Annotated in this window: 32 protein-coding genes, 1 tRNA gene and 1 pseudogene; 23 read left to right on the top strand and 11 right to left on the bottom strand. The window is 66.4% G+C overall.

Annotation, left to right across the window (positions count from 1 at the left end; genetic code table 11):
* Positions 1-29: 29 nt before the first annotated feature.
* Entirely contained in the window at positions 30-458 is a 429-nt protein-coding gene (locus tag MMB92_RS20520) for a hypothetical protein (protein WP_006484223.1), read from the bottom strand.
* A gap of 341 nt (positions 459-799) precedes the next feature.
* Here MMB92_RS20520 and ssuD point away from each other — a divergent pair, with 341 nt between their 5' ends.
* The 10 genes from ssuD (at position 800) to MMB92_RS20570 (ending at position 7,412) form a co-directional block, all read left to right on the top strand.
* Complete coding sequence (gene ssuD, locus MMB92_RS20525) at positions 800-1,957, top strand: FMNH2-dependent alkanesulfonate monooxygenase (protein WP_006495307.1); 1,158 nt, start codon at positions 800-802, stop codon at positions 1,955-1,957.
* A 16-nt stretch (positions 1,958-1,973) separates the two neighbouring features.
* Positions 1,974-2,786 (top strand): aliphatic sulfonate ABC transporter permease SsuC, encoded by an 813-nt coding sequence (gene ssuC / locus MMB92_RS20530; RefSeq protein WP_060268032.1) that lies wholly within the window; start codon positions 1,974-1,976, stop codon positions 2,784-2,786.
* Positions 2,783-3,745, top strand: a complete 963-nt coding sequence (locus MMB92_RS20535; protein WP_006484157.1) for an ATP-binding cassette domain-containing protein — start codon at positions 2,783-2,785, stop codon at positions 3,743-3,745. The genes ssuC and MMB92_RS20535 overlap by 4 nt, the downstream gene beginning before the upstream one ends.
* 57 nt (positions 3,746-3,802) lie before the next feature.
* A complete protein-coding gene (locus MMB92_RS20540; RefSeq protein WP_006476104.1) occupies positions 3,803-4,018 on the top strand; it encodes a TOBE domain-containing protein in 216 nt (71 codons plus the stop codon).
* Between the two features lie 144 nt (positions 4,019-4,162).
* Complete coding sequence (locus MMB92_RS20545) at positions 4,163-4,360, top strand: hypothetical protein (RefSeq protein WP_006484168.1); 198 nt, start codon at positions 4,163-4,165, stop codon at positions 4,358-4,360.
* 55 nt (positions 4,361-4,415) lie between these two features.
* The gene (locus MMB92_RS20550) at positions 4,416-4,661 is read left to right on the top strand and encodes a hypothetical protein (protein WP_006495306.1); all 246 of its coding nucleotides are present in this window, start codon (positions 4,416-4,418) and stop codon (positions 4,659-4,661) included.
* Between the two features lie 129 nt (positions 4,662-4,790).
* Positions 4,791-5,777 (top strand): tRNA dihydrouridine(20/20a) synthase DusA, encoded by a 987-nt coding sequence (gene dusA / locus MMB92_RS20555; RefSeq protein WP_006491499.1) that lies wholly within the window; start codon positions 4,791-4,793, stop codon positions 5,775-5,777.
* Positions 5,778-5,831: 54 nt separating this feature from the next.
* A tRNA-His gene (locus tag MMB92_RS20560) sits at positions 5,832-5,907 on the top strand.
* Between the two features lie 219 nt (positions 5,908-6,126).
* Complete coding sequence (locus MMB92_RS20565; RefSeq protein ID WP_006484196.1) at positions 6,127-6,375, top strand: DUF6566 family protein; 249 nt, start codon at positions 6,127-6,129, stop codon at positions 6,373-6,375.
* 521 nt (positions 6,376-6,896) lie between these two features.
* Positions 6,897-7,412: a GNAT family N-acetyltransferase gene (locus tag MMB92_RS20570; RefSeq protein WP_006495234.1), complete on the top strand. Its 516-nt coding sequence runs from the start codon at positions 6,897-6,899 to the stop codon at positions 7,410-7,412.
* A gap of 85 nt (positions 7,413-7,497) precedes the next feature.
* Here MMB92_RS20570 and MMB92_RS20575 read toward each other — a convergent pair whose 3' ends face one another.
* Complete coding sequence (locus MMB92_RS20575) at positions 7,498-7,962, bottom strand: hypothetical protein (protein WP_277562901.1); 465 nt, start codon at positions 7,960-7,962, stop codon at positions 7,498-7,500.
* A 301-nt stretch (positions 7,963-8,263) separates the two neighbouring features.
* Here MMB92_RS20575 and MMB92_RS20580 point away from each other — a divergent pair, with 301 nt between their 5' ends.
* A complete protein-coding gene (locus MMB92_RS20580; protein WP_006484118.1) occupies positions 8,264-8,659 on the top strand; it encodes a hypothetical protein in 396 nt (131 codons plus the stop codon).
* A gap of 28 nt (positions 8,660-8,687) precedes the next feature.
* Here MMB92_RS20580 and MMB92_RS20585 read toward each other — a convergent pair whose 3' ends face one another.
* Both MMB92_RS20585 and MMB92_RS20590 read right to left on the bottom strand, forming a co-directional pair.
* Positions 8,688-9,038 (bottom strand): hypothetical protein, encoded by a 351-nt coding sequence (locus MMB92_RS20585; protein ID WP_006484222.1) that lies wholly within the window; start codon positions 9,036-9,038, stop codon positions 8,688-8,690.
* Positions 9,039-9,442: 404 nt separating this feature from the next.
* Complete coding sequence (locus MMB92_RS20590) at positions 9,443-10,186, bottom strand: DUF695 domain-containing protein (protein ID WP_043204865.1); 744 nt, start codon at positions 10,184-10,186, stop codon at positions 9,443-9,445.
* Positions 10,187-10,369: 183 nt separating this feature from the next.
* Here MMB92_RS20590 and MMB92_RS20595 point away from each other — a divergent pair, with 183 nt between their 5' ends.
* The 4 genes and pseudogenes from MMB92_RS20595 (at position 10,370) to MMB92_RS20610 (ending at position 11,839) form a co-directional block, all read left to right on the top strand.
* A complete protein-coding gene (locus MMB92_RS20595; RefSeq protein ID WP_006484174.1) occupies positions 10,370-10,678 on the top strand; it encodes a hypothetical protein in 309 nt (102 codons plus the stop codon).
* Positions 10,679-10,718: 40 nt separating this feature from the next.
* A complete protein-coding gene (locus MMB92_RS20600; protein WP_080431223.1) occupies positions 10,719-10,967 on the top strand; it encodes a hypothetical protein in 249 nt (82 codons plus the stop codon).
* Between the two features lie 12 nt (positions 10,968-10,979).
* Positions 10,980-11,205 (top strand): annotated as a pseudogene (locus tag MMB92_RS20605) (hypothetical protein); the annotation flags it as partial.
* Between the two features lie 160 nt (positions 11,206-11,365).
* Positions 11,366-11,839, top strand: coding sequence for a VOC family protein (locus MMB92_RS20610; protein ID WP_006484195.1), 474 nt, complete (start codon positions 11,366-11,368; stop codon positions 11,837-11,839).
* Positions 11,840-11,916: 77 nt separating this feature from the next.
* On the opposite strand, the gene MMB92_RS20615 is transcribed toward MMB92_RS20610, so the two are convergent.
* Complete coding sequence (locus tag MMB92_RS20615) at positions 11,917-12,888, bottom strand: sensor domain-containing diguanylate cyclase (protein ID WP_006484192.1); 972 nt, start codon at positions 12,886-12,888, stop codon at positions 11,917-11,919.
* A 264-nt stretch (positions 12,889-13,152) separates the two neighbouring features.
* Between MMB92_RS20615 and MMB92_RS20620 the strand changes: the two genes are divergently transcribed.
* Positions 13,153-13,371, top strand: coding sequence for a hypothetical protein (locus tag MMB92_RS20620; protein ID WP_006484186.1), 219 nt, complete (start codon positions 13,153-13,155; stop codon positions 13,369-13,371).
* Positions 13,372-13,531: 160 nt separating this feature from the next.
* Here MMB92_RS20620 and MMB92_RS20625 read toward each other — a convergent pair whose 3' ends face one another.
* Positions 13,532-14,155 (bottom strand): phospholipase D family protein, encoded by a 624-nt coding sequence (locus tag MMB92_RS20625; protein ID WP_034201824.1) that lies wholly within the window; start codon positions 14,153-14,155, stop codon positions 13,532-13,534.
* 343 nt (positions 14,156-14,498) lie between these two features.
* Entirely contained in the window at positions 14,499-14,987 is a 489-nt protein-coding gene (locus tag MMB92_RS20630) for a helix-turn-helix domain-containing protein (RefSeq protein WP_059723600.1), read from the bottom strand.
* 187 nt (positions 14,988-15,174) lie between these two features.
* On the opposite strand from MMB92_RS20630, the gene MMB92_RS20635 reads away from it, so the two are divergent.
* Positions 15,175-15,612, top strand: a complete 438-nt coding sequence (locus tag MMB92_RS20635; protein WP_006484216.1) for a PaaI family thioesterase — start codon at positions 15,175-15,177, stop codon at positions 15,610-15,612.
* 148 nt (positions 15,613-15,760) lie between these two features.
* Positions 15,761-16,813 carry an NADP(H)-dependent aldo-keto reductase gene (locus MMB92_RS20640; protein ID WP_060268036.1) on the top strand — a complete coding sequence of 351 codons (1,053 nt, stop codon included), beginning with the start codon at positions 15,761-15,763 and terminating at the stop codon, positions 16,811-16,813.
* A gap of 77 nt (positions 16,814-16,890) precedes the next feature.
* Here the strand turns inward: MMB92_RS20640 and MMB92_RS20645 are convergent, their stop codons facing one another.
* Together MMB92_RS20645 and MMB92_RS20650 are read right to left on the bottom strand one after the other, a co-directional pair.
* Positions 16,891-18,177 carry an MFS transporter gene (locus MMB92_RS20645; RefSeq protein ID WP_006495224.1) on the bottom strand — a complete coding sequence of 429 codons (1,287 nt, stop codon included), beginning with the start codon at positions 18,175-18,177 and terminating at the stop codon, positions 16,891-16,893.
* Between the two features lie 35 nt (positions 18,178-18,212).
* Positions 18,213-19,634 (bottom strand): M20 family metallopeptidase, encoded by a 1,422-nt coding sequence (locus MMB92_RS20650; protein ID WP_060268037.1) that lies wholly within the window; start codon positions 19,632-19,634, stop codon positions 18,213-18,215.
* Positions 19,635-19,796: 162 nt separating this feature from the next.
* On the opposite strand from MMB92_RS20650, the gene MMB92_RS20655 reads away from it, so the two are divergent.
* The 4 genes from MMB92_RS20655 (at position 19,797) to MMB92_RS20670 (ending at position 23,524) form a co-directional block, all read left to right on the top strand.
* Positions 19,797-20,750 (top strand): LysR substrate-binding domain-containing protein, encoded by a 954-nt coding sequence (locus MMB92_RS20655; RefSeq protein ID WP_060211538.1) that lies wholly within the window; start codon positions 19,797-19,799, stop codon positions 20,748-20,750.
* Between the two features lie 64 nt (positions 20,751-20,814).
* Positions 20,815-21,945 (top strand): tRNA 2-selenouridine(34) synthase MnmH, encoded by a 1,131-nt coding sequence (mnmH, locus tag MMB92_RS20660; protein ID WP_034201819.1) that lies wholly within the window; start codon positions 20,815-20,817, stop codon positions 21,943-21,945.
* Positions 21,942-23,000, top strand: a complete 1,059-nt coding sequence (locus MMB92_RS20665; protein WP_006484180.1) for a permease — start codon at positions 21,942-21,944, stop codon at positions 22,998-23,000. The genes mnmH and MMB92_RS20665 overlap by 4 nt, the downstream gene beginning before the upstream one ends.
* 101 nt (positions 23,001-23,101) lie before the next feature.
* On the top strand, positions 23,102-23,524 hold the full coding sequence (locus tag MMB92_RS20670; protein WP_006484198.1) for a hypothetical protein: 423 nt from the start codon (positions 23,102-23,104) through the stop codon (positions 23,522-23,524).
* A gap of 37 nt (positions 23,525-23,561) precedes the next feature.
* On the opposite strand, the gene MMB92_RS20675 is transcribed toward MMB92_RS20670, so the two are convergent.
* Both MMB92_RS20675 and nodI read right to left on the bottom strand, forming a co-directional pair.
* Positions 23,562-24,395, bottom strand: a complete 834-nt coding sequence (locus tag MMB92_RS20675; RefSeq protein WP_006484127.1) for an ABC transporter permease — start codon at positions 24,393-24,395, stop codon at positions 23,562-23,564.
* Positions 24,396-24,401: 6 nt separating this feature from the next.
* The gene (gene nodI / locus MMB92_RS20680) at positions 24,402-25,316 is read right to left on the bottom strand and encodes a nodulation factor ABC transporter ATP-binding protein NodI (protein WP_048986578.1); all 915 of its coding nucleotides are present in this window, start codon (positions 25,314-25,316) and stop codon (positions 24,402-24,404) included.
* 330 nt (positions 25,317-25,646) lie between these two features.
* On the opposite strand from nodI, the gene MMB92_RS20685 reads away from it, so the two are divergent.
* Positions 25,647-26,144 carry a universal stress protein gene (locus MMB92_RS20685; protein ID WP_006484144.1) on the top strand — a complete coding sequence of 166 codons (498 nt, stop codon included), beginning with the start codon at positions 25,647-25,649 and terminating at the stop codon, positions 26,142-26,144.
* Positions 26,145-26,212 lie beyond the last annotated feature (68 nt).

Here is a 26,212-nt window from a genome sequence, read left to right on the forward strand (position 1 = left end):
CCCCGAAGGGTGTGTCGCCCGCGTCGGCGTTACTCGTCGCCCGCGTCGTCCGACATGAACGCGCGCATGAACACGAGCGCGCCGAAGCCCCACACCGCATTCGCCGCGAAGCCGGCCGCGAGTACCGGCATCATGTTGCCCGACGGCCAGATGCCGCGCAGCGGATCGATCGCGAACACGCGGGCGGCCGTCAGCACGATACCGCCGAACACGAGCGCGCCGATCCACGATGCTTCGCGTTCCGGCGACACGCGCAACAACCACGCCATCGGAATCGCGCAGCACGCGCTGATCAGCGCATTCGCGACAAATTCAGGAATGCCGAGCGGCGCGAACGGCTGTGTCGAGAAGCCGGTTGCGGCGATCAGGTCGGCCGTGTGGAGGAGGGCGAGCGTGGCCTCGCGGAAGAACAGTGCGGCCAGGAAGCCGGACAGGAAGGGCAGGATGACTTTCTGCATCGATGAGTGCACCGCAGGCGCGCACGGCCGAAGCCGTATGCGCGGAGTTATTCGGATAGGTGCGCCATTATAGGGCCCGGCCGCGGCGATATTCGCTCCAGCGTCGTGCTAATCACGAAAGCGGAAAACCTAAGCTCAAAAAAATCGTTCCAAAGCCCTGTACCGATCCCTAGACTGATTCCTCAGAAACAGCCGTGCGATCGCGTCCTCGCCCGCTGCACGGCCTGACCGGCGAGCCATCCCGATTCGAATGCACACCATGCATGCGTCGCTCCTCCGCGACGCGAGCAGGGCGACGTTTTTTTCAAATTTCGGCAGTGACAGTCAAGCAGGAGCAGCAGATGAATGTGTTCTGGTTTATTCCCACGCATGGCGACAGCCGCTATCTCGGCACGGCCGAAGGCGCGCGCGCCGCGGACTACGATTATTTCAAGCAGGTCGCCGTGGCGGCGGACACGCTAGGCTACGACGGCGTGCTGCTGCCGACCGGCCGTTCCTGCGAGGATGCGTGGGTCGTCGCATCGAGCCTGATTCCGGCGACGCAGCGCCTGAAGTTCCTGGTCGCGGTGCGCCCCGGCATCGCTTCGCCGGGGCTGGCCGCGCGGATGGCCGCGACGTTCGACCGCCTGTCGGGCGGCCGCCTGCTGATCAACGTCGTCACGGGCGGCGATGCAGCCGAGCTCGAAGGCGACGGCCTCTTTGCCGATCACGACACGCGCTACGAGATCACCGACGATTTCCTGAACATCTGGCGCGGGCTGCTCGCCGCATCGCACGACAACGACGGGTTCGACTACATCGGCAAGCACCTGCAGTCGAAGGGCGGCAAGGCGCTTTATCCGCCCGTGCAGCATCCGCATCCGCCGCTGTGGTTCGGCGGTTCGTCGCCGGCCGCCCACGCGATCGCCGCCGATCACATCGATACCTACCTGACCTGGGGCGAGCCGCCCGAGGCCGTCGCGAAGAAGATCGCCGACATTCGCGCTCGTGCCGACGCGCGCGGCCGCAAGATCAAGTTCGGCATCCGCCTGCACGTGATCGTGCGTGAGACCGAGGACGAGGCATGGCGTGACGCCGAGCGGCTGATCAGCCGGCTCGACGACGACACGATCGCGCGTGCGCAGAAGGCGTTCGCGAACATGGATTCGGAAGGCCAGCGCCGGATGGCCGCGCTGCACGGCGGCAAGCGCGGCGGCCGCGAGGCGCTCGAGGTCTATCCGAACCTGTGGGCCGGCGTGGGGCTCGTGCGCGGCGGCGCCGGCACGGCGCTCGTCGGCAATCCCGAGCAGGTCGCGGAACGCATGCGCGAATACGCGGATCTCGGCATCGAAACGTTCATCCTGTCCGGCTATCCGCACCTCGAGGAGTCGTATCGCTTCGCGGAACTCGTGTTCCCGCTGATCAAGGGCAAGGGCGTCGAGAAGGCGGCCGGTCCGCTGTCGGGGCCGTTCGGCGAGATCGTCGGCAACAACTATCTGCCGAAGACGAGCCAGAGCTGAGCGACGGAGGCCTGCGATGACAACGAAACCGTCGACGACCGGCGTCGCCGTGGCCGCCCGCGCGTGGCGCGGCGTCGCGCCGTGGCTCGTGCCGCTCGTGTTGCTGGTGGTGTGGGAAGTCGGTGCGCGCACCGGCTGGCTGTCGACCCGCGTGTTGCCCGAGCCGGTGGCGGTCGTGCGCGCGGCCTGGTCGCTCGTGACGTCGGGCGAAATGTGGGCGAACGTGAAAGTGAGCACGTGGCGTGCGCTGTTCGGCTTCGCGATCGGCGGCGGCGTCGGCCTGGCGCTGGGGCTCGCGACCGGGCTGTCGAAGACTGCCGAGGTCGCGCTCGACTCGACGATCCAGATGATCCGCAACATCCCGGCGCTCGCGATGATCCCGCTCGTGATCCTGTGGTTCGGCATCGACGAGAAGGCGAAGCTGTTCCTCGTCGCGCTCGGCGTGTTCTTCCCCGTCTACATCAATACGTATCACGGGATCCGCTCGGTCGACGCGAACCTGATCGAGATGGCGAAGAGCTACGGCGTGCGCGGCTTCGCGCTGTACCGCGACGTGATCCTGCCGGGCGCGTTGCCGTCGATCCTCGTCGGCGTGCGCTTCGCGCTCGGGCTGATGTGGGTGATGCTGATCGTCGCGGAAACGATCTCCGCGCAGTCGGGCATCGGCTACATGACGATGAACGCGCGTGAATTCCTGCAAACCGACGTGGTGGTGGTCGGCATCCTGCTGTACGCGGTGCTCGGCAAGCTGGCCGACGTGCTGGCGAAATGGCTCGAGCGCGTGACGCTGCGCTGGCACCCCGCCTATCAATCAGGAGCAAAAGCATGAATGCGACGACTTCGGCGGCCGCCTACGGCCCGCTCGCCGGCGCAGACCTCGAGGCCGAACTGGCGCAGGCCCGCGTCGCGGACGGCGACGCGCGCGACGCGGCGATCCTCGAACGTGACGGCAGCGCATCGGTCGTGCCGCTTGCGCGGCGGCGCGCGGGCGGCAGCCCGGCACCCGACGACGCGGTCACGCTGTCGGGCGTCAGCAAGCGCTTCGGCGCCCGCACGGTGCTCGACGACGTCGAACTCGGCATCGCGCGCGGCAGCTTCGTCGCGATCGTCGGCCGCAGCGGTTGCGGGAAATCGACGCTGCTGCGTCTCGTCGCGGGACTCGAGCAACCGAGCAGCGGCACGCTGGTGACGCGCGGCGAGGGCGGCGGCGCGCTCGATACGCGGATCATGTACCAGGATGCGCGCCTGCTGCCGTGGAAGACCGTGCTGCAGAACGTGATGCTGGGCCTCGGCCGCGGCGCGCGCGACCAGGCCCGCGCGGTGCTCGACGAAGTCGGGCTGCTGGAGCGCGCGAACGACTGGCCCGCGCAACTGTCGGGCGGACAGCGGCAGCGCGTCGCCCTCGCTCGCGCGCTCGTGCACCGGCCGCAACTGCTGCTGCTCGACGAGCCGCTCGGCGCGCTGGACGCGCTTACCCGCATCGAAATGCATGCGCTGATCGAGCGCCTGTGGCGCGAGCATCGGTTCACCGCGCTGCTCGTCACGCACGACGTGCAGGAGGCTGTTGCGCTCGGCGACCGCATCCTGTTGATCGAGCAGGGGCGGGTGGCGCTCGACCAGTCGGTGCCGCTCGACCGGCCGCGTGCCCGCGCGTCGGCCGCATTCGCGGCGCTGGAGGACCGCGTGCTGAAACGCGTGCTCGCCGGCGGCCCCGGCGCGGCCGATCACGACGCCGAGCATCAAGCAGACAAGGTTCGACCGGTCGGGCAGATCCGCTGGGCCGTTTAATTCCGGGCGGCCCCGGCCGCCCGTTCTGAGACTTTTTTCTTCGGAGCGATTATCCCGATGAGCATCACTGCAATCAACGTACGTAACCAGTTCAAGGGCAAGGTCAAGGAGATCATTCGCGGGTCCGTGGTTTCCGAAGTCGACGTCGAGACGCCGTTCGGCATCGTTACGTCGGTGATCACCACCCGTTCGGTGGACGAACTCGAACTGAAGGTCGGCGCCGAAGTCGTCGCGCTCGTGAAGTCGACGGAAGTCTCGATCGCGCGCCTCTGAGCGCATGTGTCGCGCACCCGTGCGGCGCCGGCGGGCAGCGTGCCTGCCGGCGCCGCATTGGCGTTCGCGCCGCGCGTTTGCCTCGGTATTCGACTTCCTGACGAAGTGCTAGGATGGAACGACACCGATGCCGGAGGCCAACGCATGACCCCCATCCTTTCCCCCGAAGCCATCGAGGCGCTGAAATGGATCGACCAGTTCGGCGACAGCCGGCCGGTTCCTGCCGCGTTCGATGACGTCGTCTATGCGTTGCTGAATGACGGACTGATCTATCAGGCGACGGCTGACCGGGTCGACCTGACGGCCGATGGCCGGTCATTTTTGTCCGACGAATACGATTGAGCGCGCGGCGCCGGCCGCGCGGGCGGCCTGGCGCAGCATCGCCACGGAGCGTGCGATGGAACCGAGAGGCAGCGACCTCGGCGATTTCAGCGAGCCGTACCGCGGCTTCGAGATCGAGGTGAAAACCGAGCAGGTCTGGGACGGCGAGCACGCGCACTATCGCGTGCTGCAGGGCGATGCCGTGCGGATCGACTGGCGGCGGGTCAAGGTCGACGGGATGCTGCTCACCGAACGGCGCGTGATCGAGCGCGTGTTCGACGAGGCGCGCCGGGCGGTCGACGCGGAGCTCGGCGGCGGGTAGCGCGCGTGTCGGGCGGGCATCGCCGGTATTGCGGTAAAATATCGGGTTGTTTCCGTGCCGTTTGGCCTGTACCCGAATTCCATGTCCGTTCCGTCCTCGCTTCCTCCCCGCCGTGTATCCGTCGCGCCGATGCTCGACTGGACGGACCGCCATTGCCGGTCGTTCCACCGCACGCTGACGCGCAATACGTGGCTGTATACGGAGATGATCACGACGGGCGCGCTGCTGTTCGGCGATGCCCAGCGGCATCTTGCGTTCACGCCGAGCGAATCGCCGATCGCGCTGCAACTGGGCGGCAGCGAGCGGGACGATCTCGCGCGCGCCGCAAAGCTCGGCGAGCAGTGGGGCTACGACGAAATCAACCTGAACTGCGGGTGCCCGTCCGAGCGCGTGCAGCGCGGTGCGTTCGGTGCATGCCTGATGAACGAGCCGCAACTCGTGGCCGACTGCGTGAAGGCGATGCGCGATGCGGTGGCGGTGCCGGTGACGGTCAAGCACCGGATCGGGGTCGATGCGGTCGAGGACTACGCGTTCGTGCGCGACTTCGTCGGCACGGTGGCCGAGGCCGGTTGCGAAACGTTCGTCGTGCATGCGCGCAACGCGATCCTGAAGGGACTGTCACCGAAGGAGAATCGCGAGATCCCGCCGCTCAAGTACGACTATGCGTATCGGTTGAAGCGCGATTTTCCGTCGCTGGAGATCGTGATCAACGGTGGTATCACGACGCTCGATGAAGTCGCGCAGCATCTCGAGCACGTCGACGGCGTGATGCTCGGCCGCGAGGCGTATCACAACCCGTACGTGCTGGCGGAAGTCGATGCGCGCTTCTACGGATCCACCGCAGCGGTACCGACGCGCGAAGAGGCTGAAGCGCAACTGATCGCGTATTGCGCGGCCGAGCTGAAGCGTGGCACCTACCTCGGTGCGATCGTGCGGCACGCGCTCGGGCTGTATCGCGGCATGCCGGGCGCGCGTGGCTGGCGTCGCGTGCTGTCCGATAACAAGAAGCTGGCGCGCGGCGATCTGGCTGTGTTCGACGAGGCGCGCGCGCATCTGAACGAAGCCGAAGAAATTTTTGAAAAAAAGGCTTTGCAAGATTCAAAAGTGTTCGTATAATCTTGTTCTTCGCTGCTGAAACAAAACAGCGAAACGAAGCAAGCAGTATCAGTGGTGGCTGTAGCTCAGTTGGTAGAGTCCAGGATTGTGATTCCTGTCGTCGTGGGTTCGAGTCCCATCAGCCACCCCAACAAATTCAAGCAAAAAGCCCGGTTCGTTGAGCCGGGCTTTTTGCTTTCTGGCGTTCGGACACAGCCAATGTGTGTCTTGGTCACGGCGTCTTTAACGAAGTAGCATCCCGTATTCAACGAATCGACCACGATGCCATTTCGGCCTCGTTCTCCAAAAGAACGATTGCGTAAAGCGCGCTTGCGCGGCAGCAACATCAGGCGCATGTGAGGGGCACCGTATGCACAAAAGAATCGAATGCCATCGCGATGTATTCGACGGTTACGAAATCATCGTCGAGTCCGTGCAGCCGGCACCCGGCAGCACGTGGATGGCGAACGTGCGGGTTCGCAAAGACGGAATCGAATCGCCCCGGCGATATGACTTCGCTACCGAATATGAGACCTCGGACGAGGCGACGCGGGCAGGTATCGAAATCGGGCGCGCGCTCGTGCAATCGTTGCGCAACGCGCAACGGGGTATCGACTGACGGCACCGCTTGTCCGGCATCGCCGACGTGGATGACGGAGATGGCGACGCCCCAGCCTGCTTCGTATCGTGTTCCCGTGTCGTTGCGCCAACAACGTTCACGCCACTTTGCCTGCGACGCTAGCTTTCCCCTCTAAGGTTCCCGCGCGCCGTGCCGTTATCTTTCCTGGACAGCCCTCGTGCCTCGAATGCTGATCCGTTTTCTTGCCTGCTCGCGCCACACGCGAGCAGGCTTTTTTCGTTTACGGCCGTTCATAACCAGCTGATTGGCGGAATAGGACAGGGGCTTGGCGCAAACCGACAAAGCGCAACAGTCTTACATGCGTGTAATGTGTGACCTTCCTCGTGCCCTCATGCTTTGCAGGGCCGTTCGATCCCGATGACCGATGACGGTGTCGGGATTTTTTTTGCCCGCAGTGCCGGCGCCCCGACAACGAACCCGGCGAAAGGCATTTCACAAAGCACGGTATATTTTGCGACGACGCATGCCGATCAAGCGAACAGCAGAAGGAGTTGCTACCGATGCCGGACACACGGACCACACTGCGCGCCGCGACGCCGCACGACGCGAATCACATCGCTCGCCTGCATACGCTGAGCTGGCAAACCGCCTATAGCCACATCCTTCCGGCCGGCTATCTGTCCGACGAGGTACCGACGGAGCACGCGGTCCGATGGCGCAAGTATCTCGACCGCAACGAGAACGAGTGGGGCCTTGTGCTGATTGCCGAGGCGAACGGCGAGCCCGTCGGCTTCGTCAGTGCCGAGCGCCCCGTCGATCCGGCGCGTGGCGTGTTGCTCGATTGCCTGCACGTCCATCCTGCGCATCACGGCGGCGGCACGGGCAAGCGCATGATCGAAGCCGTTCGCGCGTGGGCCCGGTCGATCGGCGTGGACAAGGTCCATCTGCAGGTGCTGGACGGCAACGTGCGTGCGATCGGATTCTACGAGCACAACGGCTGGCAATGGATCGATGTCGAAACGAGTCGCATCGGCCAGACGGAAGTCACCGACCGGATTTACGCGATCCAGGCGTGAGGCTTGTCGGCGTCGACGCGAGCGGCCGCGCGCGAGTGCAAGCGCGCTTGGCCACGATGCATTCACATCGGGCGACAGCCTGGCGTCATTCGCCGCAATACCGCACAAGCAAATCGGCTTCGGTCTCGTGGATTTCGACGGGCAAGGTGGTCGCACCGGCATACGCGAGATAGCGCGCACGATGCTGGCCGTTACGGAACGATGCGACGCCGACTTTCGACAGGCCGGGAAGGCCGAGCAACGTTCGTGTTCTCGTCTCGCGAAACGTGATGAATGGCATGTCCGGAATCCGGTCCCGGTCCGGATCGAGAAATTCGCGAATGCCCGCGGTTTTTCCGGGCGCCCAGTACTGAACCGATGGCAGCACATAGTCCGTGGTGTCGCGGTCGGCGCAGGCCAGCAGCTTCTTCAGGTCGATCGTCACGACCCGATGCCGCGAGTCGTCGGACGCGAATACCCGCTTGAGGTGCGTATAGGCATAGGGCGCGTGCCCGGGAAGCTGGACGATCCAGACATCTACGCCGCTTTGTCGTGCGTGAGCGAGCGTCATTATTTCCTCTGGTGGCGCAAGCGGTCTTTGTGATCCGAGTTTAGCAGCGCGATTGCGGCTGCGGAGCAGGTCGATACCGGAAACAGGAAAACGGAGCGCTTGACGACTCAACCGGCACGGCAAAAAAGCATCTGGGCGGCCATACGTGGATGGTCCATATCGACAGGTCGCGAGAATATCGCGATACTGCCAGCGAAAATGATGCGCTGCGCGAAATTCACGCAAGCTTCACATTGTGTCGCAAAGCACGTGACGCGCCGGGCATCATCGAAATCGAGAGGGCAGATTGAGCGGAGAAGCCATGTCGTCGAAACTCGAGATCGAATATCTCGATTACCGTTTCACCGCAACGCTCGACATCACGGAGTCCGGCCGTGTCGCCGTCGTCGACCGGCAACTCGAATCCGAGGAGCGAAACAAGACGCTCGGGTGGATCGTGTTCGATCGGTTCCTGGCGCGAAATGATTTCACGGATGAGGAAGACGCGCGCGCCAATATCGTCGAGTGGCTGGAGCGGCTTGCCGATCCCGGGCCCGTCGCATCGACCGGAATTGCGAAGGCGAGCGCGGTGGCAACCGGCGTGGTGACCGCAGATGTGTCGACAGCCGCAATGGTCGGCGACGCCGCCATTGAAATCGTCAGCAATCTCGACTGGATCGATATGGTTGCCGACTGGTTTTCCACTGGTTCGCTGTAGCGAAGAAATCGCGTTTTCGTGACGCAGATCATTGTAGGCGCGAAATTCCGCACGAAAAAAGTGAGGCGAAAATCATCGCGCATAAAAAAATAGAATAATCCTGCTTTGACAATACCCGAGACTTACCGGAAACTGCGCCCCGGGCTGAAAATTCCACTTGAATTAAAACAAAATAAAACACCGAAATGAAAAAACGAACGCTGTCGACGCCGGCGCAATGACGACTGTTGCCGGCCTGACAGGTTGTACTCCGATGCGGTACGACAGCGGCAGCTGCGAAGAAGCTGTCGGCTGGTTCCTCGTCGGCGAAGCCGGCAAGCCGCGCGCGGCGCTTGAATCGTGACGATATTCGCCGGTACGCGCGCATGCCGGTCGCCATCACATTGTTACTAAAGGGTGAGTTGCCGCACAGACCGTCGCACGGCCCGCGATCACAATTTGACCGGTTGACCGTTCTTCCCCGGCCCGGTCAACCATTTCCCCGCTCGCTCGCGCAGGAGCGGGGGCTTTTTGCCCCCCGACGCCGGAAGGTTGCGTCGGCGGAACCGGACAGGCGTCCGGCGGGCGGCGCAACGGCACTCGTTCGCACCCCGACATCCGTTCGCCTGATCCGTACGCATCGCTTTCCTCGTGCCTGAGCGAACCCTCAGGCCCATCGCCGGTTTTTGCCGGCGATGCCTTGATCCCGGCGGCGCGCAACAACGCTGCCGGGATGTTTTTTGCGTCAGATGGCGTGTGACGTCACATTACGTCACATCACGCGCCGCGGGCATGGCGCTCCGCTCAGCCCGCCTGTTCGACGCTGGTTTCCCATCCGTCGTAGTCCCCGCCGAGTGCGCGCACCTCGCGATTGAGCGCGATCGTGTGGCGCGTGATGTCGGCGAGCGTCATCGTGCCTTCGTGCGAAAACCGTACCGCCGACTTGCCGTCTTCGGTCGGCGCGACCGATTCGACCGGATAGCCTTTCGCTTCGGCCCAGTCCGCGAACTGATGCGCGTCGCTCGGGTCGGGGAAATACGCCCAGTGCATCACGCGCCGGCTCACGTCGGGCACGTCGCCTTGCTGCCGCAGCGCATCCAGCGTGCGCATGTCGCGCATGATCTGCCAGTCGTCGTCGGTCGGGTAGAGCGTCTGCCAGTAGGTCGTCTTGTCGGGATCGTCCTGATGCGCGTACTGAAGCGCATAGGCCGTCTGGTCGGCCAGCGAGTCGACGATCTCCGCGGCGGCCTCTTCGTCGAACGGTACGTAGAACAGAAAATCCCGGTTGCCGTCGACGGTGATGCGGCCGACCTGCACGCCGCCTTTCGCGGTGATCGCGGCGTCGAGCAGATCCTCGATCTTCGCGAGATCGGCGAATTCGTCGCCGGTCGGCAAACCTTCGGGCGACGGATGCGCAAAGGGGACGCGCACGCTGAGCAGCGACGTGCGCGGATCGCCTTCGGCGATTTCCGCGAAGCCGTGGTTGAAGCTGATGAAAGCCTGATGGTCGCCCATTCTGGCAGGGAAGGTTCCCCAGGCGTCGCTCATGTGTTTCTCCCGTACACGATTGTCTGTTGACGGTTGCAAAGCGTCCCAATGTATCATCGAAAATCGCGTCGGCCGGCGCAGCGCACATGATCGCAGGCCGTGCTGGCTGCGCAGGCGGGATCCGGGCCGTTCACAGTCGGCCGGATGCATGCGACGAGCCGCAAAAATTCAAAGGAGAGGCCGATGTCGACGTTTGCGGTGAATGGTGTCCGAATCGATCCGCTCAGCGCGCGCGTGACGCACGTGCGCTGGGCGGCCGTGAACCCGGCCGATCGCTCGTGGGCGTCGACGCCCAGCGAGGCTCCGGTGGCCGACGTGGCGCGCGCGCTCGCGTCCGGTAACGATGTCCGCGCGATCTTCTCGGCAACGGATGCCACCGCAACCGGGCCCAGGCTGAAACGCGTGCTGTATCGCGATGCATCGGAAGGCATCGAACTCGACATCGATGCCACGAGCGAGTCGCGCACGTTGCGCGATCTGCCGCAGATCTGACTGCGGGCCGGTATCCAGAACGCATCATGCGAGCGCGCTCATGACCCTGTCCAGATCCGCCATCGTCCCGCTGGCCGTCGCGCTGTGTCTGGCGCTTGCCGCCTGCCAGGCCGCATCCGGGCCTGCGCCCGTGCAACCGTCACCCGAGACCGCGTCGGCGACCGTTCCTGCATCGTCTCCGCCGGCCGCGCCGATTCGCGGCATCGGCGTCGCGCCTCATCTGGCGGGGCAGAGCCATTGGGCGATGGGCCAATGCACGACCAACGGTACCGTCAAGGTATGCAACTGACCGGCGTCGGCGCCGTGGCGCGACGTCACGGCATTCCGGGTCGTCAGCGTCGCCGGTAATCATTACATCGGCTACCAATTCTCCGCGCATTCGTCGCGCGTGAAGGTGCCGGGCGGGCGTGATGCTGCCGATCGCCGGGTTTGCCGATCTTCCGCTCGATGCGGTGGCCGAGTTGCTGGAGGTGTGCCGCCGTCGATTCGGCCAGCCGGGCGAGCCGGCCGATCGAACGGGCCGATGACGCCTGACGCGGCGTCCTGTGCTCCCGTCCGTCAAGCAAGCAAAAAAATCCTGGGCGCCGTGTCGATTTCCGTCGGCGTCGTCCGTCGTAGCATCGGAGGCGTGCGCATCGCGCGTCCGTCCCGATTTTCGATACGACAACCGACTGAAGGAGCGACACCATGCCCACGTCCGTCAAGCCGATCCCGGAAGGGATGCGCACGCTGACCCCGCATCTGATCTGTGCGGGCGCCACCGCAGCGATCGATTTCTACAAGCGAGCATTCAATGCGACCGAACAGTTTCGCCTCGCGATGCCAGACGGCCGGCTCGCGCATGCGTGCCTCGCGATTGGCGATTCGACGCTGATGCTGGTGGATGAAATGCCCGAGCACGGTGCGCTGGGGCCGAAGGCGCTGAAAGGCACGCCGGTCTGCCTGCATCTGTACGTGCCGGACACCGATGCGGCGATCGCGAAGGCGGTCGCGGCCGGCGCGACCGTGACGATGCCGGCCGCCGACATGTTCTGGGGCGATCGTTACGGGCAGGTCGAGGATCCGTTCGGGCATCGCTGGTCGCTGGCGACGCATCAGCGCGATCTGACACCCGAGCAGATCGCGGACGCGATGGCCAGCGCGCCGCCCTGCGGCAGTTGAACCGACGTCTTGGCACGACCGCGGAGAAGCGGCCGCGCGGCGGTTTGATCCCGTCGCGCCTGCCGACTCGTCCGCGGTTACGCGCCGGCCGCCTTGTCGCGCTGCTTGTGCTCGTACATCCGGCGATCGGCTGATGCGAGCAGGTCCGCGACGGTGAGATGGCGTGCGGGATCGTACGCAACGTGCCCGACGCTGAAGCGGATCGCGTAGCCGCGTGCGTCGGCTGCGTTGCGCTGCGCGAGCGCTTGCGTCACGCGTTCGACGGGCTCGGTGACATCAGCCGGATCGGTGGCGCTCAACAGCACGACGAACTCGTCGCCGCCGAGCCGGGCGATGACGTCGCTGTCGCGCAGCGCGCCCGTCAACGTGTCGGCGAACGCCTTGAGCGCGCGATCGCCTTCGGCGTGGCCGAAGCGGTCGTTGATCGCCTTGAAACCATTCAGGTCGAAGAACAGCAGCACGGCGTGACGGCCGACGCGATCGCACAGGCGCAGCACGTGGCGGGCGAGAATCTCGAAGCCGCGCCGGTTCGTGAGCTGCGTGAGCTCGTCGGTCGTCGCGAAATGCAGCGCGGCGATCTCGCGCTCGGTCATGTGGGCGAGATCGCCGAGGAGGGCGAGTTCGTCGGGTTCGAGCGAGCGGGGCCGCGTATCGATCAGGCACAGCGTGCCGATGGGCGCGCCGTTCGGTGCGGTGAGCGGCCGGCCGGCGTAGAAGCGGATGCCGGGCGCGCCGGTGACGAGCGGGTTGTCGTGGAAGCGATCGTCGTTCAGTGCATCCTGGATCACCATCGTATCGCCCGCGAGCAGCGCGTGCGCGCAGAACGACACGTCGCGCGGCGTCTGCGTGGCGTCGAGGCCCGCACGACTCTTGAACCACTGGCGATTCTCGTCGACGAGACTGACGAGGGCGATCGGGACATCGAACAGTCGTCGCGCGAGGCGCGTCAGACGATCGAAGCGCTCTTCGGGCGGGGTATCGAGGATCGAGAGCGAATGAAGCGTATCGAGCCGGGTCGCCTCGTCGGCCGGTTTCGGTGCGATTTGCATGGGCCTTGTCTCTTGTCCCGGCCGTCGGGCCGGTCATGGGTCGTCCGTCGAACAGTATCGCGCATTCCGCGATGCATCGCCACGCTGCAAACCGTGGCGGTGGCGATCGGGTTCGTGAGGCGCAGGGAAGATGCGGCAAGAAGCGGGTGTCATCGGCCCGTGTTGCGTCGCGATGCGCGATCGGACCGGCGATACCTCAAGCTTGCGCGTCGCGCTGCCGTAAACAGGACGAGTCCAATCGTTCGTCATCTCCCATCGCACACCATGGTTCGAATTCTGTACGCGGGCTATCTCGCGTTTGCACTGTATCTCCTTTACCCGTTGGTGCAGAACACGCTGACGTTCAGTACCGATTGCGTGCGCAGTGCGCTGCCGATGGGCGACCATGGTCTCGCGGCGAATTCGGCAAGCAGTGCGGACGGGCACGCGAATCGCTGTGTGCCGGGCGCGCACGTCGGCATCGCGACCGGGCGGGGTGCCTGACATCCTTCGAACGCGGCGGTGTCGCGCGTGACGGGCGTTTCGCGAGGCGGCAGGCTGGCCATTGGGCCGAATTGAACATCGCGCCGCGCTCGCCGATCATCCGCAATACGGTAGCGTGCATGCGAGCGGTCGAGCGTCGGGCGAACGCGCGTGTCGTGCGTCAGTAGCTGGAGCGGTACGGCGTGCCCTGGTCGAAGCGGCTTTGCCAGTGCGTGAGGTAGCGCGATGCGAGTTGCGGATTGTTCCAGACCACGACGACGTTCTCGGAATTGCGGCTGGCCGCCGACGCGCTGTAGTTGAACGACCCCGTTTCGACGTGCTCGGCGTCGATCACGAGGTACTTGTCGTGATGGATCGCATAGGCGTCGATCGTGCGCGTCGGGATGCCCGCGTTGACGAGCAGGTTCAGTGCCTGCTTGCTGCTCTTCGCGCGATTGCCCTTGTCGTCGACCACCACCGCGACGTTGACGCCGCGGCGCTTGGCGGCAAGCAGCGCGCGCGTGACGGGTGGCGACGTGAACGAGTAGGCGGCGACCCGGATCGAGCTGCGCGCCGCCCCGATCGCTTTCAGCACGAGCGCCTCGGCGCCGCCGTCGGGCGAGAAGGCCGATTCGACGACCTGGGTCGCGGGGGCTTCGTGAGTGGGGGCCGGCAGCCATCGCGACACGAGATCGATCGCTTGCTGGAGCAGCGATTCGCTTTGCGTCTTGCCGAAGGCGGCGAAGGGTGTGGCGAGCAGGGAAGCGGCGAGACAGGCGGCAGCGAGGCGATTGCGCGACAACATCTTGGACAGCGAATAATTTCGAGACAGCGGGCCGAGAGTGTAACGCACGCGTGGCGGCCCGGTCACGTGCGGATGCGAAGCGACGGTCCGCGCGATGATCGGCAGGGGTGGAGAGGGTGATGCGAAGTTGCGTTGCGCAGTCCGTGCGTGCGCGCGGGGCGATCAATTAACGGATACGGAACAGGGCTGGCGATGGCATGCGATTGCGCTTGCCGTTGCCGCTCACTCGCGTGCGAGCAACGCGCGCCCGCTCGGTCGGGCCCGGACGCCTTGCGGCCTGTGGCCCAAGCGTATGTCCGGCGGACGCATCAATCAGACAGGCATCCGCGCACGCAGCGGATCGTCAATCCCCGGCTGCAGGCGCCTCAGCCCCGTCGGACGCGATCCATCCGGGTCCGGGCTCGGGCTGTACGTCACGCGCGTCGAGCGGTTCGCCGCAGGCCGAGCATACGGTCACCGCGTGCATCAGCTGGCCGCAGGTCCGGTGACGCAGTTGCACCGGCGGCCCCTGGCCGTCGTCCTTCCAGCGATCGCCCCACGCCATCAGCGCGAGCAGGGCCGGGTAGAGGTCGAGGCCCTTGTCCGTCAGCCGGTATTCGAAGCGCGGCGGGCGTTCCTGATACGCGCGCTTGACGAGCACGCCTTCGTCGACGAGCCGCGCGAGCCGTTCGGCCAGCACGTGGCGCGTCAGGCCGAGCTGCGCCTGAAACGCATCGAAGCGGCGGCAGCCGAGGAATGCGTTGCGGAGGATCAGCATGGTCCAGCGGTCGCCGAGCACGGCGAGCGCGCGCGCGACCGAACAGTTCAGCGTGCCGATGTCATCCCATTTCATCGTCGAGTCTCTTGCCCCATGCGGCGGTCTTGCGGCGGTTCAGCGAAATAGCGGGTTCGATTATAGAACCCGCGTTCGGTGGCAACGGGCGCAGTCGCGTTGACAACCGCCGGCATCGTTGACAATAATGAGTTCCAATTTAGAACTTACGAGCGCGGCGACGCGCTTTCAACCCGGAGACAACCCGATGAATCCGCTTTCCCTGTCTGGCCTCGATCTGCTGCGTGCCGCCGTGTCGGGCGACGCGCCCCTTGCGTCGATTTCGGAGACGATTCCGATGCGTCCGCTCGACGTCGAGCTCGGTTACGTGAAGTTTTCGGCGCGGGCGGACGGCCGGCACCTGAACCCGCTGGGCGGCGTGCACGGCGGGTTCGCCGCGACGGTGCTCGATTCGGTCACCGGGTGCGCGGTGCATTCGATGCTCGATGCGGGCGTCGGTTACGGCACCGTCGATCTGCATGTGAAGATGCTGCGGCCCGTGCCGCGCGACGTCGACCTGATCGCGGAAGGGCGCGTGATTCACCTGTCGCGTTCGCTGGGCGTCGCGGAGGGCACGCTGAAGACGCCGGACGACAAGATCGTCGCGCATGCATCGGCGACCTGCTTCATCCAGCGGCCGCAGTGACGGAAGGCGGCGACGCGGCCGTCCAGGCGGGCGCGCGAGGCGCATGGGGCAGCACCGAAGGCCGCTTGTAAGCGTGTGCGGGGCCCATCTGAAGCACGCGCTTCAATGTGATAGCGTTCCTGCTTTCCACCGACGCGACAGGAACAGCATGGAATACCGCACACTCGGCGATTCGGGCCTCGAGGTCAGCCTGATCGGTCTCGGCACGATGACGTGGGGCGAGCAGAATTCGGAGCGCGACGCGCACGAGCAGATCGACTACGCGCTCGGGCAGGGCGTGACGCTGATCGACGCCGCGGAGATGTATCCGGTGCCGCCGAAGCCCGACACGCAGGGCCGCACCGAGCAATACATCGGCACCTGGATCGCGCAGCATCGCGCGCAGCGCGACCGTATCGTGCTCGCGACGAAGATCGCCGGGCCGGCGCGGCAGCCGCACAATCCGCGCCATATTCGCGGCGAGGGCAACCAGTTCGACCGCAAGAACCTGACCGAAGCGCTCGACGGCAGCCTCAAGCGCCTGCAGACCGACTACGTCGATCTCTACCAGCTGCATTGGCCCGATCGCAGCACGACCACGTTCGGCCGTCCCGCGTATCCGTGGGTCGACGACGCGTACACGGTGCCGATCGAGGAAACGCTCGGCGTGCTCGCGGAATTCGTGAAGGCCGGCAAGGTGCGCGCGATCGGCGTGTCGAACGAAACGCCGTGGGGTGTCGCGCAGTTCCTGCGCGCGGCCGAGCGGCTCGGGTTGCCGCGCATCGCGAGCATCCAGAATCCGTACAGCCTGCTGAACCGCACGTTCGAGAACGGGCTGTCGGAATTCACGCATCGCGACGGCGTCGGCCTGCTCGCGTATTCGCCGCTCGCGTTCGGCTGGCTGTCCGGCAAGTACGAGAACGGCGCGCGTCCGGCCGGCGCGCGCATCACGCTGTTCGAGCGTTTCCAGCGCTACAGCAAGCCGCAGGCCGTCGAGGCGACGTCGCGTTACGTCGCGCTCGCGCAGCGTCACGGGTTGTCGCCCGCGCAACTGGCGCTCGCGTTCGTCAACAGCCGTCCGTTCGTGCGCAGCAACCTGGTCGGCGCGACGTCGCTCGAGCAGTTGAAGGAAAACATCGGCAGCATCGACGTGACGCTGTTCGACGAGATCCTCGCCGAGATCGACGCATTGCACGAACGGCAGCCGAACCCGGCGCCGTAAACGGCGCGCGGCCCGCGCGACAGCGATGCCGCGGCGGGCCGCGTCGGCGGCGCACCGCTGCGCCGTCGTTTTCCGCGTCAGCGCATCTTCAGCCGGGTGCGCGCGACGAACAGCGCGGCGAGGCTCAGCAGCGCGCACCCCATCAGATAGAGCGCCGGCGACAGCCGGTTGCCGGTCGTGCTGATCAGCCAGGTGATGACGAACGGCGCGAAGCCGCCGAACAGCGTGACGCCGGTGTTGTAGCTGACCGCGAGGCCGGTGGCACGCGTCTGCGCCGGGAACAGTTCGGCCATCAGCGCCGGCAGCGCGCCGCAGTACATCGCCTTCAGCGCGCCGATCCAGACGAGTGCGGCGAGCATCGTCGCGAACGACGCGTGGCGCGTGAGCCACGCGAACGTCGGCCATACGGTGACGAGCATCAGCACGGCCGCGACCGCCATCATGCGGATCCGCCCGGTGCGGTCGGACAGATGGCCGACGACCGGCGTGACGAGCGTGAGCACGAAGCCGGTCGCGAGCGTCGCCGCGAAGCCGGTCGACGCAGGCAGTCCGAGCTGCTTGATCGCGTAGGTCGGCATGTACAGGATCATGTAGTTGATCGCGGTCGAGATCACCAGCGCGCCGACCGACAGCAGCAGCCGCAGCTTCTGGTCCGCGAACAGTTCGCGCACCGGCGCTTCGGAGCGCGCCTGCGTCTTGAACTCGACGCCTTCGTCGACGTAGCGGCGGATGTACAGCCCGACCGGGCCGATCGCGAGGCCGAACAGGAACGGCACGCGCCAGCCCCAGCTTTCGAGTTGCGCGGAGGTCAGCGTGGCCGTCAGCAGCGCGCCGAAGCCCGACGCGAGCAACGTCGCGAGGCCCTGGCTCGCGAACTGCCAGCTCGACATGAAGCCGCGCCGCTGCGGCGCGTGCTCGACGAGAAACGCGGTCGAACTCGCGAATTCGCCGCCGGCGGAAAAGCCCTGCATCAGCCGCGACAGCATGATCCCGAGCGGCGCGAGAATGCCGATCGATGCATAGGTCGGCATCAGCGCGATCAGCAGCGTGCCGGCCATCATCATCGCGATCGACAGCAGCAGCGACGCCTTGCGGCCCGCGCGGTCCGCGTAAGCGCCGAGCACGAAGCCGCCGATCGGCCGGATCAGATAGGACAGCCCGAACGTGCCGAGCGTCAGCATCAGCGACGTCGCTTCGCTCGTGGCGGGGAAGAACAGCTTGGCGATCGTCACCGCGAAGAAGCCGTAGACGATCAGGTCGAACCATTCGAGTGCGTTGCCGATCGACGCCGCGAAGATGATGCGCCGGATCTTCGCGGCGCTGGGGCGCGCGGCGTCCTGCGAGGTCAGGGTGGTCGTATTCATCGTGTGTGCAGGTCCCGTGAAAGGGGCGAAGCGCGTTACAGGGCGGCGCCGGCCGCGGCGGATGCCGCGCGGCGAACGGGCGGCGCGTCGTCGCCGAGATCCCAGAAGAGGCCGGCCATCATCTGCAGCCCCTCGCTGACGACGCTCGCGAGCAGATGCTCGTCGGGCGCGTGCTGCGAGCACGCCGGGTACGAGTGCGGCACCCACAGCGTCGGCAGCCCGAGCGTGTCCGCAAACACGTCGTTCGGCAGCGTGCCGCCCAGATTCGGCAGGATCGCGGGCTTCTTGCCGGTCGTGCGCGCGAGCGACGCGACGGCCCAGCGCACCCACGGATCGTCCGGGGGCACGCGTGTCGCCGGTGCGCCGCGTTCGACGTCGATCTCGACGTCGGCGAAGCCGTGCGCATCGAGGTGCGCGCGCAAGTGCGCATGCAGCGCCTGCCAGTCGGTGCCGACGACGAAGCGCAACTGGCAGTGCGCATACGCGGCGGGCGGGATCGCGTTGACGGGATGCTCCGGATTGCCGGCCTTGAACGCGAGGATCTCGAACGTGTTCCAGCCGAACACGCGTTCGGCCGCGGACAGGCCGGGCTCGCCCCAGTCGGCGTCGAGCGCCGGGTCGCCGGGGCCGCCGCCGACCGCAAGATCGGCGAGTGCGTCGCGCACGGCGGCCGGGATCGGCGGCGGGCGCAGCCCCGCGACGCGAATCGCGCCGCGCGCGTCGACGAGGCACGCGAGCGCATGCGCGAGCACGATCGCCGGGTTGCGCAGCAGTCCGCCCCAGTTGCCGGAGTGATGCGCACCGTCGCGGGCGCGCAGGCTCAGCGTGAAGTTGACCGAGCCGCGCGAGCCGAGGAATACCGTCGGGCGCGCGGCGGCGATGCGCGGGCCGTCGGAGGCGATCAGCACGTCGGCCGCGAGCGCGTCGCGCTCCTGGCGGCACAGCGCGTCGAGGCCCGGCGACCCGGTTTCCTCGCCCATCTCGATCAGCAGCTTCGCGTTGAAGCCGAGCCGGCCGCCGCGCGCGGCGAGCACGCTCGCCAGCGCGGCCAGGTTGATCGTGTGCTGGCCCTTGTTGTCGGCGCTGCCGCGGCCGTACCAGCGGTCGCCGTCGGCCGTCAGCGTCCACGGCGACAGCGGCGCGCGCCACTGCGCGTCGTAGCCGCGCACGACATCGCCGTGGCCGTAGATCAGCACGGTCGGCAGCGCGTCGTCTTCGTGGCGCGACGCGAGCAGGAACGGGCCGCCGCCGTCGACGGGGTTGTCGACGATCCGCGACGTGAAACCGAGGCGGGCGGCCTCGGGCGCGATCTCGTCGGTCAGATAGGCGCGCAGCGCGGCGTCGCTGCCGCTTTCCTGGCTTTCGGTGCGCAGGCCGACGCGGCGGCTCAGGGTTGCGAAGAACGCACCGGATTCGAACTGGTTCAGCGCGTGCTGGATGGCGGCGGTACGGCTCAAAGCGTGTCTCCCGTGTGGTTCCGCTGCGCGCGGGCCGTGCACGCAACGTGAAGTGCGATCGATTCTAGAAAGCCCGTTTTTTTGTCACAATGATCGAATTTCGAACCTTTCTTTGCCGAAAAGGCAAAGCAGCGCGGCCGGATGCGGCGCGGAGACAGAACGATGGCGGCTTTCCTGCATGGGCTGGCGTTGCGGTATTTCGTCGAGGTGGCGCGTACCGGCTCGATCAGCGACGCGTCCGTGCGGCTGCACGTGGCCGTGTCGGCGATCAGCCGCCAGATCGCGAAGCTGGAGAGCGAGCTCGGCGCGCCGCTGTTCGAGCGGCGGCCGCGCGGGATGGCGCTGTCGGAAGCCGGCGAGCGGCTGCTGGCGTTCGCGCAGCGCAGCCTGCTGGAGGCCGAGCACGTGATGAAGGACATCGGCGGGCTCGACGCGCTGCACGGCAGCCTGCTGAAGATCGCATGCTCGGAAGGGTTCGCGATCGACTTCCTGCCCGGCGTGCTCGCGAGCTTCAAGGCGCGCCACCCGGGCGTCGATTTCACCGTGTGGGTCGTGTCGCCGGCGGATGCGACGCGGCGCGTGCGCGACGGCGACGCGGACATCGCGTTGACCTTCAGCCTCGCGCCGGAGAAGGGCGTGCGTGTCGACCACACGGAGCGCGCGCCCGTCTTTGCGCTGGTCCGGCACGATCATCCGCTCGCGGCGCGCGACGCGGTGTCGCTCGCCGATGTCGCGCGCCACGCGCACGTGCTGCCCGAGGCCGGCACGACGGTGCGCCAGCTGATCGACATCGCGTGCGCGCTCGACGGGCTGCTGCTCGAGCCCGAACTGACGAGCAACAATACCGCGGCGATGTACGGCTACGCACGGCGCACCGGCGCGGTGATGTTCACGGGGCTGCTGTCGGTGCGCGATCGCTCCGATGCGGACGGCTTCGTCGTCGTGCCCGTGACGAACCCGCAACTGCGCGAACGCAGCATCCAGGTACAGACGATGGCGGGGCGCGATCTGCCCGCGTCGGTGCGTGCATTTCGCGACCACCTGATCGACGCGATGCAGGCCGCCTCGCCGCCGCGGACTACCGCGCGCGGCCCGGGACGCCGGCCCGTGAGATAATCGTCAATCCGCCTTCCGTGCCCATGCGGCTCCACGAGCCGCATCGCCCCTGTTCGACGCCAAATTGAAGAACCTGATTGTCACCCTCGATCGCGCCGGCGAGTTCGACGAGATCATCGACGTGCGCACGCCGCTCGAGTTCGCCGAGGACCATATTCCCGGCGCGCTGAACGCGCCCGTGCTCAGCAACGAAGAGCGCGTGCTCGTCGGCACGATGTACCGCCAGGTGTCGCCGTACGAGGCGACGCGCGTCGGCGCGGCGATCGTCGCGCGCAACATCGCGCGCCATCTCGACACGACCTTCGCCGACCGGCCGCGCAACTGGCGGCCGCTGATCTACTGCTGGCGCGGCGGCAAGCGCTCGGGTTCGATGACGACCTGGTTCAACCTGATCGGCTGGAAGGCGCGCCAGCTCGACGGCGGCTACAAGGCGTACCGCCAGTCGGTGTGCGCGACCCTCGCGTCGCTGCCGACGCGCTTTCGCTACATCGCGCTGGTCGGCCACACGGGGTGCGGCAAGACGCGCCTGCTGAACGCGCTGCGCGACGTCGGCGCGCAGACGCTCGACCTGGAAGCGCTCGCGTGCCATCGCGGTTCGCTGCTCGGCGCGCTACCGGGCAAGCCGCAGCCGGCGCAGAAGGGGTTCGATTCGGGGCTCGTCGAGACGCTCGGGCGTTTCGACCCTCAATGGCCGGTGTTCGTCGAGTCGGAAAGCCGCCGGATCGGGCTCGTGCAGTTGCCGATCGCGCTGATCGAAGCGTTTCACGCGGGGCCGTGGGTGCAGGTCGAAGCGGCCCACGACGAGCGGATCGCGTTCCTGCTGGACGATTACGCGCACCTGTTCGACGAACCGGACGCGTTCAAGGCGCAGCTTCATCGGCTGATCGGCCTGCACAGCCGCGAAGAGGTGACGCGCTGGAAGGGGCTGATCGATGCCGGCGCGCGGGCCGATTTGTTCACCGAGCTGATCGACAAGCATTACGATCCCGCCTACGCGCGCACTTACCGTGCGACGTACGACAAGCCGAACCGGGCGCTGACGTTCACGTTCCGGCCCAACGCGGCCGACGTGCGCGATCAGGCGCGCATGCTGCTGGCCGAACTCGCGCGCGCCGGGTTGCCGGCATCGGCCGCGCTTGCTGGCGGCGCGACATCCGAAACCGACAAAAACCAATCGACGTTCACCACACGATGACGACCACACGCACCCAACCCAGTCCCGCCCTCGGCTGGATGACCTTCCTGCTGATCGCGGTCGCGGGGCTCTTCTATGTGAAATGGTTCCCGTACTACAACAAGGCGTTCGTTGCCGCCGAGCATCATTCGATCGGCCAGTCGATCCTGATGGGTACGTCGGCGGCGGCGCCCGAGCCGTCGCTGAAGGCGGCGCTCGACTACGCGTGGGCATACGGCAAGGCGATCTGGCAGGCGATGGTGCTCGGCCTGCTGCTCGGCTCGGCCGTGCAGGCGCTGCTGCCCGCGCATTGGGTAGCGCGCGTGCTCGGCCGCACCGGGTTCGGCAGTGTCGCCGCGGGCGGGCTGCTGTCGCTGCCGGGGATGATGTGCACGTGCTGCGCGGCGCCGGTTGTAGCGGGGCTGCGGGCGCGTCATGCATCGCCGGGCGGCGCGGTCGCGTTCTGGCTCGGCAACACGGTGCTGAACCCGGCGGCGCTGGTGTTCATGGGCTTCGTGCTCGGCTGGCACTGGAGCGCGCTGCGCCTCGTGCTCGGCATCGCGATGGTGTTCGGGATCGGCTACCTGCTGAACCGCATCGCGCGTCCTGAAGACCGCAATATCGACGATGCCCAGCTCGCCGCGCTGGCGGCCGAACAGGCCGCGGCCGGCAATCCGTTCGTCCGCTGGATGAAACTGCTCGCGCGCATGGCCGTGCGGCTCGTGCCCGAATACATCGTGCTCGTGCTGCTGCTCGGCGCCGCGCGCGCGTGGCTGTTTCCGCATATCGGCCCGGACATCGGCAATCATCTCGGCTGGATCGTCGCATTCGCGGTCGCGGGCATGCTGTTCGTGATCCCGACGGCCGGCGAGGTGCCGATCATCCAGGCGATGCTGTCGCTCGGCATGGGCGTCGGTCCGGCCGCCGCGCTGCTGATGACGCTGCCGCCGATCAGCGTGCCGTCGCTCGCGATGCTCGCGCGTTCGTTCAAGCCGACCATGCTGGCGATCGTCGCGACGCTCGTCGTCGTGTTCGGGATCGCGAGCGGCTTGCTCGCGATCGCGTTCGGGTTCTGACGCACGCAAACGGCGCGCCAGTCGCGCGCCGTCGTCGTATTCATCCGGCGCCGCGGCTTCACGCGTGCGGCGCCCTTTACAAGAAGCAAACAGGAAAACGCATGACCCAACCGAAGATTCATCCTCGACTCGAAAAGGCGCTGACGCGCGGCGATCTCGCGATCCGCCAGGCCAATTCCGCGCGGGCGACTGCCGTGCTGCAAGCGCTCGGCACGATGATCATCGAGGCCTCCGCAACGATCGGTGTCGAGGCCAGCATCGACATTCCGCAAGGCGATCGCATCTACGATCCGGTCAACGGCCTGTGGCCGCAGAAGATGCTGGTGTCGTTCGACGGTCCGGTGGACGAAGCCGACAAGGAAGAACTGCGCACGGTGTATCTGGTGGCCGACGATCCGGGTACGCAGTTCCGCGTCGAATGGCATCGCGCGGACGGCAAGCTCGGCCGCCAGGAAGGCGGCCCGCTCGCGACCGTCGCGTTCCTGACCGACGTCGAAATTCCGTGGAGCGACGACGACGAGTAACGTCGTCGCATGAAGCCGGCGCCCGGTGCGCCGGCCGTCAGCGCATCATCCGCCGCCGGAACAGCCACGCGGACAGCAGGAATCCGCCGACCGCGTAGCCGGCGAGCACCGCGACGTGCAGCGCGATGTCGGTCGCCGGCCGGCCGAGCATCGCGGGCCGGATCAGCTCGACCGCATTCGCGAGCGGTAGCGCCCGCGCCGCGTGCTGCGCGATCGGCGGCAACTGCGTGATCGGGAAAAACACGCCGGACAGCAGCAGCATCGGCGTCAGCGCGAGCGTCTGATAGAACATGAAGAAATCGTAGGACGGCGCGAGCGCCGTGACGATCATCGCGATGCTGGCGAACGCGAGGCCGGCCAGCGCGATCACGGGCAGCACCGCGAGCATCGACGGAAACTGCGCGTAGCCGAGCCCGCCCGCGACCAGCATGATCGCGCCCCCTGACAGCATCGCCTTGCTGGCCGCCCACACGATCTCGCCGAGCACGATGTCGCCGAGCGCGAGCGGCGTGTGCATGATCGCTTCCCACGTGCGCTGCACGTGCATCCGCGAGAAACCCGAATACATCGACTCGAAGCTCGCGGACATCATCACGCTCGACCCGACCGTGCCGGCCGCGAGGAACGCGATATACGACACGCCGTCGACATGGCCGAGCATCAGGCCGAGTCCGAAACCCAGCCCGAACAGGTAGATCATCGGATCGGCGAGATTGCCGAACATCGACGCGAGCGCGAGCTTGCGCCACACGAGATAGTTGCGCCGCCAGACGGCGATCCAGTTGCTCGCGTTCGCGGGCATCGCGATCGCGAAGCGCGACTCGCGCGGCGGGGCCGATGGCGTGGTGGCGGAATAGTTGCGGACGTCCATGATCGATCAGTCCTGCATTTCGCGGCCCGTGAGCCGCAGGAACACATCTTCCAGATTGGCCGGCCGATGCAGATAGCGCAACCCCGCGCGGCCCTTCAGGCGCGCGCTGAGCGGTTCGGGGTCGCTCACATAGCAGAACAGCGTCTCGCCGCTGATCTCCGTGTGCTTCGCGAACGCCGACAACTCGTCGCGCAGCGCGGCCGGATCGGGCCCGTAGATCTCGATCACGTCGCAGCCGATCTCCGATTCGATCAGCGCATGCGGCGCGCCTTCGGCGATCTTGCGGCCTTCCTCGATCACGCACAGCCGATCGCACAGCCGCTCGGCTTCTTCCATGAAGTGCGTGGTGATCAGGATCGTCTTGCCGCGCGCAAGCAGCGAACGCAGCCGCTCCCACATCAGGTGCCGCGCCTGCGGATCGAGGCCTGTCGTCGGCTCGTCGAGCACCAGCACGTCGGGATCGTTGACGAGCGCACGGGCGAGCGTGAGGCGGCGCTTCATGCCGCCCGACAGCTCGCCGACCTTCGCGTCGGCCTTGTTTTCCAGCTTCGCGAATTCGAGCAGCGGCGGCACGAGCGCGCGTGCGGCGTGCGCCGACATCCCGAAATAGCGGCTGAAGACGAGCAGGTTCTCGCGTACGGTGAAGTCGGGGTCGAGATTGTCGAACTGCGGGACGACGCCGACCCGCTGGCGTGCATGCCGCGCCCGCGATGGAACCGGTTCGCCGCACAGCGAAATGGTGCCGGCATCGGGGTGCGCGAGGCCGAGCAGCATCTTCAGCGTGGTCGTCTTGCCGGCGCCGTTCGGCCCGAGCAGGCCATAGCATTCGCCGGCCTTCACGTTGAAGGACAGACCGTTGACGACCAGCTTGTCGCCATAGCGCTTTTCGACGTTGCGGAAATCGATCGGTGCGACGGACATGGGCAGGTTGTCGTTGTAAGCGGGCGCGTTCCGTTGCCCGAGCGTGGCCGGTTTGCGAACGGATCGGACGGATGCGTGTCACATGGGCATGACCGAAGCGCACGACGCCAGCGTACGGTGGCCCGCTGGAGTATGAACGGGCCATTCTAGTGCATCGGCTGCATCGCTTCAGGGCATGCCTGCCCGGTGCGATGCAAGCGCGCACCGATCGTGCACCGCATCATCGCGCACGCGCCGCGCGGGGCGAATCAGCGTTTTCCATCCCTTGCGTCCTGAATTGCGGCGCACCATGATGAATGCGTAGGCTCGTTGTCGCGATAGGGAGGTCTCATGGCTAGCTACAACAAGATTTTGCTGTGTTACGACGGCACGCTCGAAGGGCGCAAGGCACTGCGCTGCGGGGCCAATCTCGCAATGGACCTGAAGGCCGAAACGCATTTGCTGTCGGTCGTCGACATGCGTTCGAGCATTGCGCAAAGTGCAGGTTTGCTGACCGATGTCGCATGCGGCCGCTTCGAGGAAACCGCGCGCGAAATCCTGCAGGAAGGCGTGAACTGGCTGCGTGAGCGCGGCGTACAGGCCGAAGGCCATTTCGCGTTCGGGTATCCGATCGACGAAATCGCGAATCTCGCGTCGGAGCTGAAAGTCGACCTCGTCGTCGTCGGCCACCGGTGCCGCAGCGGATTGTCGAGATGGTGGATGGGGTCGGGCAATACGCAACTGCTCGATCGCGTGAACTGCAGCATCCTGGTGGCGTGTTCGTCGGCGGAAGAGCAGAAGGCCGAAATCGCGCGCGAGCGTGAGGCGGCCACGGCGAACGGCAAATGATCTAAAGACTGGACGACTGCGTGACCGGCGATGCGTGCCGGTCACGCACCGCGCTGCATCAGCACGGC

The sequence above is a fragment of the Burkholderia sp. IO2 genome, from assembly GCF_029522185.1.
GTDB classification, from domain to species: Bacteria; Pseudomonadota; Gammaproteobacteria; order Burkholderiales; family Burkholderiaceae; genus Burkholderia; species Burkholderia cenocepacia.